Genomic DNA, 12,212 nt, shown 5'->3' with positions numbered 1-12,212 from the left:
CCAAACCCAGGGTGGTAGTCTGCCAGATCAGAGGTGGCTGGTTATTGGACGCCGATCACCCCTGAAACTGGCCCAGTGTTGCAAGCCGATGCACACCCCATCGCGCGCGCGTTTTACGATGCCGGCCACGGTGTTCTTGCTGAGTCCCAGCTCCCGGCCTGTGAAACAGCACGCAGGTGGGATCCCAAGAGTTCTCATGCCCTCAGTAGGTTACTGTGCCGATCGGCGTCGAAACCTCGTGCCGATTCACAACGATTGCAGCATGAGGTTACTCGCTGCGCTGGCCGGGGTGCAGATCGGCTTCGATCAGGTCCGACACATCCGTTACCGGAATGCCCTGCTGATCGTTGAACGTGCCCGCCTTCGGCCACGATACGCCGCGACCGATCGCGAAGGCGGCGCGGTACTTGCGCATCATGTTCTTCGGATCGTTCGCCAACTCTTCCATGAGGAAGGGCACGGTCCAAGCGGAACGCTTGAAGGGACGCCCCAGCGCCGCTTCCAGCTTGTCCGCGACCTCGCCGTAAGTGACGGTGTCGCCGGCCAGAAAAACGATCTCGTTGCGGATCGTCGGCTCGAAGAACACGATTTCAGCAGTCAGTACACCGATGTCGTCGGGGGTCGTCAGCGTCACGGCGGTGTCGAGACTGCCGAGCGCGTGAACCTCGCTGTTTTCCAGATCGACGACACCGAAGTCCGGCTCGAAGAGATAGCTCATGAACATGCCGGTGGAAATGATGACCCACTCGGTCTTGTCCTGCGAGCGTAGCAGCTCGCGCACGTCGAGCTGAGCATCAAAAATGTCCTGCGGCCCGCCACGGCCGATCGCCTCGAAGTCGACGCCGAACTGCCACGGGAAGTAGCGCGGAATGCCGGATTGCAGCGCCGCCTTAGCGAGCTTCATCGGCGTATTGATACCCGCCGCATAGCCTGCGCAGCCGATCACGGTGTCATAGCGCGAGAAGAGGGCCGCCAGCTCGTCGATCGTGTCATTCACCAGATCGCCAAGAACGATCTCGATCCCCGCTGCGCGGATTTCGGCGATGTCACGCTGCTTTGACGGATCGCCGGACTCGACGGCGCTCTCCCGTAGTAGAACGCTGATCCTTGCGCCATCAATGTCCTTGGCGCGACGCGCCAGATTACGCAGGACCGGCATGCCGAGTTCGCCGGCACCCAGGACGAGGATGTTCCGTGACTTCACGGCGGAAGCTGTATCGTTCATCAGTCTAACTCGTTTCACCTTGGTTGCCTGTGATATGGCAACTCTTGGAAAAGTGCGAAAGATAGGTACATGCGTGATACTGCTGCCAACTCTCTAAGCCAGGAAGACATTCTCCGTTATTCCCAGACGGTCTGCGATGGCCTCCGGGACGATGATGACGGGGTTCGCCGTGAGGTGTTGGCCCATGCCGGCAACCGCTGGTCTCTCGGCGTGATCCACACGCTCGGCGTCTATGGTCAACTGCGTCATGCGGACATCGGGCGGCGCATGCACGGGATTACCCAGCGGATGCTCACGCGAACTTTGCGCCATCTGGAGCGTGATGGCTTGGTGGTGCGTCACGATTTCGAGGAGGTGGTTCCTCACGTTGAATATGCCCTGTCCGACACGGGCCTGGAACTGCTCGTCAGGATGGTCCCCCTGTGGACCTGGATCGTCGAGAATGTCGATCGCTTCCGCAGGGCACGGGAGACGTTTGACCGTGAGCTGCCCCCCGTTTCCCGGACAGATTTGCGGCTGAAATAAGCTTGGTTCTGGTTCGTGTTATGCCGCCACTCTGATTCGGTCCGGTGTGCCCTGGTAGGCCTCCGCCGGGGTTCTGCCGCCGAGCGCCGAGTGCGGACGGTCAGCGTTGTAATAATCGATCCAGCGGCCAATCCCGGCCCTGGCCTCGCTGCCGGTCTCGAAGGCGTGGAGGTAGAGGCACTCGTACTTCATCGATCGCCACAGCCGCTCGATGAAGACGTTGTCCATCCAGCGGCCGCGCCCGTCCATCGATACCTGTCAGTGCCGGGTGAGGGCCCATCCGCATTCCCGGTGCAGAGAACCAACTCGAGCGAGGCCATTCAGGCAGCTTCGAGGACACGATGGCGCAGCAAATCGAAGCCTCCGCGTCCGTTCATCGTGCGCTTGATCGTCTTCAGCCTGCTGATCTGGCCCTCCACCGGGGGAGTATCCGGAATTTCGTGCTCGGCGGGGTTATCCTGAAGCAGAAGGAGACCCTGAATGGCCCGCCGCAAAGAGCCCGTTATCGCCGACGCCGATGATGACCTCAATCCGCTGGACGGCCACGGTCCAAACCACACGGCTTGCCACGATACCAAGCCGGCCACACCAACCGGTGCCGCCGACCTCCAGCTTTCACCATGCGGCCCAATCCTCCCGCAATCCACCGGCCGGTCCGCGGCGCGAGGCAGGGCAGAAACACGAACGCCCCGGATCGCGGTGTTGCGCTCTGGGGCATTCGTTCAGCGCGTCGTCACTCCGCCGCGGTTGCGGCCAGTTCGGCTTCTTCGGCCGGCACCGTACGGATAAGGTGATCGAAGGCGGACAGCGCCGCCTTCGAGCCCTCGCCCATGGCGATGACGATCTGCTTGTAGGGCACCGTGGTCGCGTCCCCGGCGGCGAAGACGCCCGGCAGCGAGGTCTGGCCGCGCGCATCGACCTCGATCTCGCCGCGGGGCGACAGCGCCACCGTGCCCTTCAGCCATTCGGTGTTCGGCACCAGCCCGATCTGCACGAAGATGCCTTCCAGATCAATCCGCTTCAGCTCGCCGCCAACGCGGTCCTTGTAGGACAGGCCGGTCACCTTGGCGCCGTCGCCGTGCACCTCGGTGGTCTGGCCCGACGTGATGACCGTCACGTTGGGCAGGCTGTGCAGCTTGCGCTGGAGGACAGCGTCGGCGCGCAGCTGGCTGTCGAACTCGATCAGCGTGACGTGCGCCACCAGCCCGGCGAGGTCGATCGCCGCCTCGACACCGGAGTTGCCGCCACCGATCACCGCCACCCGCTTGCCCTTGAACAGCGGGCCGTCGCAGTGCGGGCAGTAGGCCACGCCCTTGTTGCGGTACTCGGTCTCGCCCGGCACGTTCATCGAGCGCCAGCGGGCGCCGGTCGACAGGATCACCGTCCGCGATTTCAGCGTGGCGCCGTTGGCCAGCTTCACCTCGATCAGGCCGCCCGGCACCGCCGCCGGCACCAGCGCTTGCGCCAGCTGGAGGTTCATGATGTCAACGTCGTAGTCCTTGACGTGCTGCTCCAGCGCGGCGGCCAGCTTCGGCCCCTCGGTGTGCGACACCGAGATGAAATTCTCGATCGCCATGGTGTCGAGCACTTGGCCGCCGAAGCGCTCCGCCGCCACGCCAGTGCGGATGCCCTTGCGCGCGGCGTAAATCGCCGCCGCGGCACCGGCCGGCCCGCCGCCGATCACCAGCACCTCGAAGGGAGCCTTGGTCTTGATCGTCTCGGCGTCACGCGCGGCGGCGCCGGTATCGAGCTTGGCGACGATCTGCTCCAGACCCATGCGGCCCTGGGCGAAGGGCTCGCCGTTCAGGTAGACGCTGGGCACCGCCATCACTTGGCGCGCCTCGACCTCCGCCTGGAACAGGGCGCCGTCGATGGCGACATGCTTGATCCTGGGGTTCAGCGCGCTCATCAGGTTCAGCGCCTGCACCACGTCAGGGCAGTTCTGGCAGGACAGCGAGAAATAGGTCTCGAAGCGAAAGTCGCCGTCCAGATCTTTGATCCGGGCGATCAGGTCCGCCGCCTCCTTGGAGGGGTGGCCGCCAACCTGGAGCAGGGCCAGGACAAGCGAGTTGAATTCGTGGCCCATCGGCAGACCCGCGAAGCGCACCCCGATGTCCGTGCCGGCGCGGTTGATCGCGAAGGACGGCGTGCGCGCGTCGTCGCCGCGCAGCAGCGTGATCCTGTCCGAGAGGGACGCGATGTCTTCCAGCAGGCCCAGCATTTCCTGGGACTTAGGGGTATCGTCGAGGGACGCAACCAGTTCGACGGGCTGCGTGATTCGCTCAAGATAGCCCTTCAACTGGGTCTTGAGGGTGGCGTCCAGCATGGCAATGGTTCCCGAGCTTGTTGTTTTCGGAGCGAACCGGTGCGCACGTCGGCGTTCGTCGTCGGCGTTGGTCCGGACGGAGCAAGGGGGGAGGAAAGGGGAGGAGGCGGACGGCCCCGGATCCGGTGTTGTCCGGATCGGAGCCGTCCGCCGGTCACGCGACCTTAGATCTTGCCGACCAGATCGAGCGACGGGGCAAGAGTCTTCTCGCCTTCCTGCCACTTGGCCGGGCAGACCTCGCCCGGGTGGGACGCGACGTACTGGGCGGCCTTGACCTTGCGCAGCAGTTCCAGGGCGTCACGGCCGATGCCGCCGGCGGTGATCTCGACGATCTGGATCTTGCCCGCCGGATCGACCACGAAGGTGCCGCGGTCGGCCAAGCCGACCTCTTCGATCATGACCTCGAAGTTGCGGGTGATCGTGCCGGTCGGATCGCCGACCATCGTGTACTCGATCTTGCCGATCGCCGGCGAGGTATCGTGCCAAGCCTTGTGCGAGAAGTGGGTGTCGGTCGACACGCTGTAGATCTCGACGCCGAGCTTCTGGAACTCGCCATAGTTGTTCGCCAGATCTTCAAGCTCCGTCGGGCAGACGAAGGTGAAATCGGCCGGGTAGAAGAAGACGACCGACCACTTGCCCTTCAGGTCAGCGTCGGAGACGTCGATGAACTTGCCGTTCTTGAAAGCGGTCGCCTTGAAGGGCTTAATTTCGGTGTTGATCAAGGACATAGTGTTCTCCGGAAGAGCAATGAATGAAAGACGCGCCGAACCGGCATCCCGGCCTCGACAGCGCCCCTGCGGGCGCTTCGGGCGGCGTGGCGAGGTTTTCCGGACCAGCGCGACATCCCCTTGGTTCGTTGACCGTTGAAGGAATAGGGGAAATCTGTGATCAAGAGAAACACAAAATACCGATTGAAGTGATCGAAAAAAACGATCAATCTCCCGGCATGCCCCCGCTGCCCACCCTGCGCCAGCTCCGCTACCTCGTCGCCGTCGTCGATCGCTGCCACTTCGGTCAGGCGGCCGAGGCCTGCCTCGTCAGCCAATCCACGCTGAGCGCTGGCATCCAGGAGTTGGAGGCGCTGCTGGGCACGCCACTGCTGGAGCGCACCCGGCGGTCGGTGATGCCGACTGCACTGGGCCGCGAGATCGCCGAGCGCGCGCGCGCCCTGCTGAAGGGGGCGGAGGATCTGGTGGACCTCACCCGCTCGGCCGCCGACCCGATGGCAGGGCCGTTGCACCTGGGGGTGATCCCGACCATCGGACCGTTCCTGATCCCCCGCGCGATGCCGGATCTGCGCGCCGCCTTCCCGGACCTGAAGCTGTACCTGCGCGAGGACCAGACCGCCCGCCTGCTGGCCCAACTCAACGCCGGGGAGTTGGACGCCGCCCTGCTGGCCTTGCCCTACCCGGTGGGCGGCGACGTGGAGACGGTGGACATCGCCGAGGACCGCTTCTCCTTCGTCTGCCCGCCGGGCCACCGGCTGAGCGGTGAGGCGACGGCCCGACCGGCCGAGGTGGCGCGGGAGGACATGCTGCTGTTGGAGGACGGGCATTGCCTGCGCGACCATGCGCTCGCCGCCTGCGCGCTGGAGCGCGCGCCACGCAACGCCACCTTCCAGGGCACCAGCCTTCACACGCTGGTGCAGATGGCGGCCAATGGGCTGGGGGTGACGCTGCTGCCGCAGATGGCGGTGGATTCCGGCATTCTGCGCGGGCTGGACCTCGTGGTGCGGCCGCTGGACGAGGGGAGTCCCGGCCGACACATTGCCTTGGCGTGGCGGCGGAGTTCAGGGCGGAAGGAGACATTCCGACGCTTGGCGGCAAGCTTGCGGGAAACGGTGGAAGAATGAATTTCTCTTGCTCAACAATCAGGAAAATCGTGAAGCAATCAAAAAAAACCCTCCGCAGAATCAAGAAATAATTAATACAATACGCTGAAAAATTGCCAATTTATCACGACTTTCCAATAGAACATTTGATTATCGTGATAAATTTTAACAGCAACACTGAAAGGACAAAAAATTCTCCCTGGAAACGGCCAGGAACGGTGCGCTGGAGTTTATCTCGAATGGCGTGGCGGAACCATCTGACTGAAGATTTTTTAGGGTGAAGCCCTCTTCCTCCAGGCCGGCGGCCACACTTGCGCGCGGAGCCGCTCCGTCGAAAATCAGGACAGGTTTCCGGGCACGCAGCAGTTTGCGCGCGCCGGCAAGGACTGAGCTGGCCCCCGTTTCCCGGACAGATTTGCGGCTGAAATAAGCTTGGTTCTGGTTCGTGTTATGCCGCCACTCTGATTCGGTCCGGTGTGCCCTGGTAGGCCTCCGCCGGGGTTCTGCCGCCGAGCGCCGAGTGCGGACGGTCAGCGTTGTAATAATCGATCCAGCGGCCAATCCCGGCCCTGGCCTCGCTGCCGGTCTCGAAGGCGTGGAGGTAGAGGCACTCGTACTTCATCGATCGCCACAGCCGTTCGATGAAGACGTTGTCCATCCAGCGGCCGCGCCCGTCCATCGACACCCGGATGCCGGCCGCGGTCAAGAGGCCGGTGAACCGTGGGCTGGTGAATTGGCTGCCCTGGTCGGTGTTGAAGATGTCCGGCCGGCCGTGGCGCGCCATCGCCTCATCAACGGCCTCGATGCAGAAGTCGACGTCCATGGTGTTCGACAGCCGCCAGCTCAGGACCTTGCGCGTCGCCCAGTCCATCACTGCCACCAGATACAGGAAGCCTCGACGCATCGGAATGTAGGTGATGTCAGCGCACCAGACCCGGTTGGATCGGTCGATGGTCATGTCACGCAGCAGGTACGGCCAGATCTTGTGCTCGGGGTGCCGCACCGTCGTCTTCGGGTGCTGGTAGACCGCCTGCAAGCCCATCCGCGCCATCAAGCGGCGGACCCGCTTGCGGTTGACCTCATGGCCGTGCCGGCGCAGATGCCGGGTTATCTGCCGCCTGCCGGACCAGGGCGTTTCCAGGAACGGCCCGTCGATCAGCCGCATCAAGGCCAAGTTCGCGGCCGGCTCGCCCTTGGCCGCCCCGTAGTCGCTGGACCGGCCGATCGAAACCAGCTCGCATTGCCGCCGGATCGTCAGGCGGGGATGGTCCGGCTCGATCAGTTCCCGCCTCCGGCCGACACTCATCGACCGGAGGCCTTGCGCAAAAAATCCCGCTCCACCACCAACTGGCCGATCATGGCGTGCAGCTTTTCCACCTCCCCCTGATGGCTGGTTTCGGCCGCTTCCGCCTTGCCGGAGAACACACCGGCCAGTCCCTCCATCGCCTGCTTCTTCCAGGTGTTGATCAGCGTCTGATGCACGCCGTGCTCGGCCACCAGCTGCGACACCGTCAACTCGCCTCGGATCGCCTCCAGCGCCACCTTCGCCTTGAACTCCGCCGAATACCGTTTCCGTTTTCCCGTCATCGGGTCCGTCCTTCTTCCTGGGCGAACCAAGCTTAGCGAACTGTCCGGGAAACGGGGACCAGCTCACAGGGCGTCCTTCTCGGCATCACTCAGACGGTGGCGCGGCGGTTTCTCCATCCCGACGTTGACTCACATCCAGCCCGAGGGCGCAACCCATTTTGCCAGCCCCGTGAGCAGTTACCCAGCGGGGCCGCGCGCAGCGGCCGGATCCACGGCTGGGCGCAGAACGGCGCATCAATACGGCCGTTTGCCGCCGCGCTGTTGTCGCAAAACCCCAGCGGACTCCCGTCCACAATTGAACAAAACATCCAAGCATGATAGAAAAGGAAGGAAATCTCCATGCTGCTGAGGATAATTCGGATGTAAAAATTCTTGAATTTCCAATACGATTCCAGCATTACTGAATAATTCTGGTTTCATATAAGCTATAGCTCCGGTTCCGGAGATATAATGTGTTCCATTAACCGCTTGCAAGAGTGCGATCAATCGTTCGTTTTTTCCGCCAGAGCAGTTTAATTTAGAAGAAAGAATTATTTCTGTATCAATTTCAAAAACATCAAGGAAAAATCTTATAAATCCTTCATTGAATTTTGAGAGAGATGCCTCTCCTTTTTTGTACATGTCAAATATAATTTCAGAAAATTCATTGTAGAATTTTGCCTTTCTATAATTCTCATAGAGCTTGTTGGCGTGGATCTCAGACCATTTTTGGCGGTCTTTTGACAGTTCCATATTCATGATAAAGGTGCCAAGACTGGCGGCCTGAAGTGGCAGTGTAAGCCATGCCGCTCCATTGGCAGTCTTTATCTTGTCACGATGGTGCCAGCCATTCTTGCTGAATTGAACATCATCAAGAATAATGAATACATCACTATCAATAAGTCTGTCAAAAAACCCAAGATACGGTAGGAAATCTGGCTGGTGAATGCAAACACGTCTCATTCCGGTACTTTCGTTGTGGCCTGAAGGAAAAAGGATGACGCTTCCCGACGAATCATTCGCCTAGGGCTGGTCCTTCACAAGAGGTACGTTCCAAATCCTGCAATCGGTCGCCGAACATAGACCGCTTGCCCAATCGCCACCAGCCTCTCCGATCCTCGCCAGCCGATCCCTCCACCCTTGAGGAAACGCCCGGGCTCCGGGGCGCACCGCCCGATGGAGAGACGCCTCATGAAGCGCGTGGCTTTGACAAGGAATTTTTCTTGAGTTACTGCATCGGTCTGGAGAGCTTTTCGGGTGTCGATCATGAGAACGGTAGCGCTTGGCGACAAAAGGGTGGGACCGGGGCAACCGGTCTACGTCATCGCAGAAATCGGTGGCAACTTTATTCGAGCCGAGGATGGATTCCGTCTGATCGACTTGGCCATCGCGGCCGGCGTCGACGCCGTCAAGGTGCAGACTTTCCGCGCTGAAACCCTGACCACGCGCTCCGCCATCTTCGACATGGAAAACACGGGCGTGGTGTCCCAGTGGGAGTTGTTCCGGAAATTCGAGTTGAGCGACGACACCCATCGCGAGGTTTTCGACTATGCCCGCTCGAAGGGCATGTTCATCTTCTCGACCCCGACGCATTCCACCGATGTCGATATGCTGGAAGGGCTGGGGGTGCTTGCACACAAGATCGGTTCTGATGATGCCGTCAACATACCGCTGCTGAAACATGTTGCCCGCACGGGCAAACCGGTCCTGCTCTCCACCGGCATGTGCACCATGAGCGAGGTGCGGCGTTCCGTCGACGCCATCCTCGAGGAGGGAAATGACCAACTGATCCTCTTCCATTGCACCACCAACTATCCCACCCATGCCGAAAGCGTGAATCTGGGGGCCATGGTAGCCATGCAACGGGAGTTTCGCCTGCCGGTCGGCTATTCCGACCACACTTTGGGCACCGATGTCAGCTATGCCGCCGCTGTCCTCGGGGCAACCATTCTGGAGTTTCACTTCACTCACGACAAGAACGCCGAAGGCCCCGACCACATGCTGTCCAAGGACCCAGCGGAGACGGCGGAATTGGTGCGCAAGGTGCGTGTGCTGCCGACCATTCTGGGGGATGGGGTGAAGCGCCCGATGGCGACCGAAATGAACACCCGCCGCAACAACCGCAAGAGTCTTGTGCTGACGGCCGACGTGAAAGCCGGTGAAAAGATCAGTCCTGCAAACATGACGATCATGCGGCCAGGTTATGGAATTCCATGCGAGCATTATTATTCCATTCTTGGAAAAACTGCTAGCCATGATTTGAAGGCTGATGACGTTTTGAATTGGGAAGACATATTCTGATTATAATATTTTGGCCAAAAATCTTTCTTGAAACAGAAATATATGATATCATATTTATTTTGTTGAATTACTTTGCTTTCAACTGTAGATTTTTCCAGGGTAGCTAATTATTCTATTTATTCTATAGTTGTTTGCCACTCTGGCGATTTTTCTTTTTACCTACAGGAAACAGTGCGGAGATGCGTCTCAACGAGGGTTGGTAATTCGAGAGGCCAAAGGCTATGGTCTGATCAACGTCGGTGCGGTGCATCGGCCCGGCATTCAAGACCGTCAATCCTTCCATTCTGCTGGCCGGCTCGACGGTCTCATGGACGGAGGCATCCTGAGGCCGGTCAATTCAAGGAATGGGCATCGTGAGCGACGGTTTTGTTCTTGTGACCGGTGCGGACGGCTTCATCGGTTCACATCTGGTCGAAGCCTTGGTCAAGCGGGGAAAAGCCGTCAGAGCCTTCGTCCAGTACAATTCCTTCAACAGTTGGGGCTGGCTCGACCACGCGCCGCCCGAAGCGTTGCGGGGCATGGACGTGGTGGCGGGCGACATCCGGGATTTCGCCTCCATCCGGGCGGCGATGAAGGGATGCGATACGGTTTTTCATCTGGCGGCGCTGATCGCCATCCCTTACTCCTACCATGCACCGCAGACCTACGTCGACACGAACATCACCGGGACGCTGAACATCCTACAGGCGGCGCGGGAACTCGGCGTGTCGAAGGTGGTCCACACATCGACCAGCGAGGTTTACGGGACCGCACGTTTCGTTCCGATTACCGAGGAGCATCCGCTCTGCGCCCAGTCGCCCTACGCGGCCAGCAAGATCGGCGCGGACCAGATGGCTCTGGCCTGCCATCTGTCCTTCGGAACCCCGGTCGCCATCGTCCGGCCGTTCAACACCTACGGCCCTCGGCAGTCGGCCCGTGCCGTGATTCCCACCATCATCACCCAGGCCTTGTCCGGGCGCCCGGGCATCAAGCTTGGGGCCGCGCACACGACCCGTGACTTCAACTATGTCCAGGACACCGTGGCCGGTTTCCTGGCGGTGGCGGACAGTCCGAATTCCATCGGGCAGACCATCAACATCGGCAGCAACTTCGAAATCTCCATTGCCGAGACGGTGGCCGTGGTGGCCGAAGTGATCGGAGTTCCGCTCGACATCTTCTCCGAACAGGCGCGCGTCCGTCCGGCGGACAGCGAAGTGGAAAGGCTGTGGGCGGACAACTCCAAGGCCCGGGTGCTTTTGGGCTGGGAGCCTCGTTACGGCGGCCGGGCGGGCTTCATGCGCGGCATTGCCGAAACCGTGGATTGGTTCCGCGATCCCAAGAACGTCGCCAGCTACAAGTCCGACAGGTACAACGTATGACGCAAGCCGCCGATTTCGAAGCTGTCTGCATCGCGCCGACCCTGTCCATCCGTGAGGCGCTTGATCGCCTGGACAAGGGGCACAAACGGATCCTGCTGATCCTTGCCGCTGACCAACGGTTGCTTGGAGTGTTGACCGACAGCAATTTCCGGCGCGCCATGCTCACCCCGGTTGACCAGAGCCTTCCGGTATCGACGATCATGACGGCGCAGCCGGTGGTGGCCGATGCTGGCATGTCAGCCGACCAGATGCTGTCGCTCATGGAGCGCACCCACTGCCACGAGTTGCCGGTCGTTGGCTCCGACGGGCGGGTGTTGCGTCTGGTGCTGATCGAGGAACTGCTCGCCCTGCGCAGCAGGCTCCACGAGAAGACCGCCGTGGTGATGGCGGGAGGGTTGGGGGAACGGCTGCGTCCGCTTACCGAGGAAACACCGAAGCCGATGCTGGCGGTCGGCGACCGCCCTATCCTGTTCACGCTGCTCGATCAGATGCTGTCGGCCGATTTCACCCGCATCTACCTGATGCTGAACTACAAGGCCGATGTCATCATCGATGCGGTGTCGAAGATACCGCGTTACCAGGGGGTCGTCCGCTTCGTCCGGGAGACCGAACGGCTGGGGACCGCCGGTGCGCTTGCGCTGCTGCCGGAACGGCTGGACAAGCCCTTCATCGTTGCAAACGCGGATCTTTTGACCAAGGTTCCCTTCGACGATATGCTGCGCTTCCACGCGCGGGAGGACAACGAGATCACCGTCGCCCTGAAGGAAGTGCAGTTCAAGCTGCCTTATGGCATTGCCACCCTGGAGGGCACGCGGATCACCGCCCTGCTCGAGAAGCCGACGCTGACCCATTTCATCAACGCCGGGGTCTATGTCATGTCGCCCGCCGCGTTGGCCCGCATTCCACCGAATATACGCTTCGATGCGACCGACCTCATCGCCGGCGCCATCGCCGACGGCGAACGGATCGGCTCCTTCCCCGTGCACGAATACTGGATCGACATCGGCCAGCCGGCGCAGTTGCACCAGGCCAACCAGGATTATCACTCTGTTTTCGGTAGCCGCGAGCAGGATCAATAGA

10 protein-coding genes and 1 pseudogene are annotated in these 12,212 nt (G+C 61.0%); 5 read left to right on the top strand and 6 right to left on the bottom strand.

Features of this window, described 5'->3' with window-relative positions:
- Positions 1-268: 268 nt before the first annotated feature.
- Positions 269-1,225 (bottom strand): aromatic alcohol reductase, encoded by a 957-nt coding sequence (locus J2847_RS32835; protein WP_209782935.1) that lies wholly within the window; start codon positions 1,223-1,225, stop codon positions 269-271.
- 69 nt (positions 1,226-1,294) lie between these two features.
- On the opposite strand from J2847_RS32835, the gene J2847_RS32830 reads away from it, so the two are divergent.
- The gene (locus J2847_RS32830) at positions 1,295-1,750 is read left to right on the top strand and encodes a winged helix-turn-helix transcriptional regulator (protein ID WP_209782934.1); all 456 of its coding nucleotides are present in this window, start codon (positions 1,295-1,297) and stop codon (positions 1,748-1,750) included.
- Positions 1,751-1,768: 18 nt separating this feature from the next.
- Here the strand turns inward: J2847_RS32830 and J2847_RS32825 are convergent.
- The 3 genes and pseudogenes from J2847_RS32825 to ahpC all read right to left on the bottom strand — a co-directional run.
- Positions 1,769-2,008 (bottom strand): annotated as a pseudogene (locus J2847_RS32825) (integrase core domain-containing protein); the annotation flags it as partial.
- A gap of 475 nt (positions 2,009-2,483) precedes the next feature.
- Positions 2,484-4,076, bottom strand: coding sequence for an alkyl hydroperoxide reductase subunit F (ahpF, locus tag J2847_RS32820; protein WP_209782933.1), 1,593 nt, complete (start codon positions 4,074-4,076; stop codon positions 2,484-2,486).
- A 164-nt stretch (positions 4,077-4,240) separates the two neighbouring features.
- Positions 4,241-4,804 (bottom strand): alkyl hydroperoxide reductase subunit C, encoded by a 564-nt coding sequence (ahpC, locus tag J2847_RS32815; RefSeq protein WP_209782932.1) that lies wholly within the window; start codon positions 4,802-4,804, stop codon positions 4,241-4,243.
- A gap of 218 nt (positions 4,805-5,022) precedes the next feature.
- On the opposite strand from ahpC, the gene J2847_RS32810 reads away from it, so the two are divergent.
- Positions 5,023-5,928 (top strand): hydrogen peroxide-inducible genes activator, encoded by a 906-nt coding sequence (locus J2847_RS32810; RefSeq protein ID WP_209782931.1) that lies wholly within the window; start codon positions 5,023-5,025, stop codon positions 5,926-5,928.
- A 427-nt stretch (positions 5,929-6,355) separates the two neighbouring features.
- On the opposite strand, the gene J2847_RS32805 is transcribed toward J2847_RS32810, so the two are convergent.
- Positions 6,356-7,494, bottom strand: a protein-coding gene (locus J2847_RS32805; RefSeq protein WP_209782930.1) for an IS3 family transposase whose coding sequence is annotated in 2 segments (ribosomal slippage) — positions 6,356-7,239 and positions 7,239-7,494 — 1,140 coding nt in all. Because the reading frame shifts where the segments join, the coding sequence is not laid out codon by codon here.
- A 234-nt stretch (positions 7,495-7,728) separates the two neighbouring features.
- Positions 7,729-8,436 (bottom strand): WbqC family protein, encoded by a 708-nt coding sequence (locus tag J2847_RS32800; RefSeq protein ID WP_209782929.1) that lies wholly within the window; start codon positions 8,434-8,436, stop codon positions 7,729-7,731.
- Between the two features lie 303 nt (positions 8,437-8,739).
- Between J2847_RS32800 and J2847_RS32795 the strand changes: the two genes are divergently transcribed.
- The 3 genes from J2847_RS32795 (at position 8,740) to J2847_RS32785 (ending at position 12,211) form a co-directional block, all read left to right on the top strand.
- Entirely contained in the window at positions 8,740-9,774 is a 1,035-nt protein-coding gene (locus J2847_RS32795) for an N-acetylneuraminate synthase family protein (protein ID WP_209782928.1), read from the top strand.
- 353 nt (positions 9,775-10,127) lie between these two features.
- Positions 10,128-11,132: an NAD-dependent 4,6-dehydratase LegB gene (locus tag J2847_RS32790; protein WP_325169536.1), complete on the top strand. Its 1,005-nt coding sequence runs from the start codon at positions 10,128-10,130 to the stop codon at positions 11,130-11,132.
- Positions 11,129-12,211 carry a nucleotidyltransferase family protein gene (locus tag J2847_RS32785; RefSeq protein WP_209782926.1) on the top strand — a complete coding sequence of 361 codons (1,083 nt, stop codon included), beginning with the start codon at positions 11,129-11,131 and terminating at the stop codon, positions 12,209-12,211. Before J2847_RS32790 ends, J2847_RS32785 begins: the two co-directional genes overlap by 4 nt.
- The last annotated feature ends 1 nt before the right edge of the window (position 12,212 follow it).

This window comes from Azospirillum agricola (assembly GCF_017876095.1).
GTDB classification, from domain to species: domain Bacteria; phylum Pseudomonadota; class Alphaproteobacteria; order Azospirillales; family Azospirillaceae; genus Azospirillum; species Azospirillum agricola.
The sequence above is the reverse complement of the archived record's forward strand: the minus strand, read 5'-3'. Positions and strand labels throughout refer to the sequence as shown.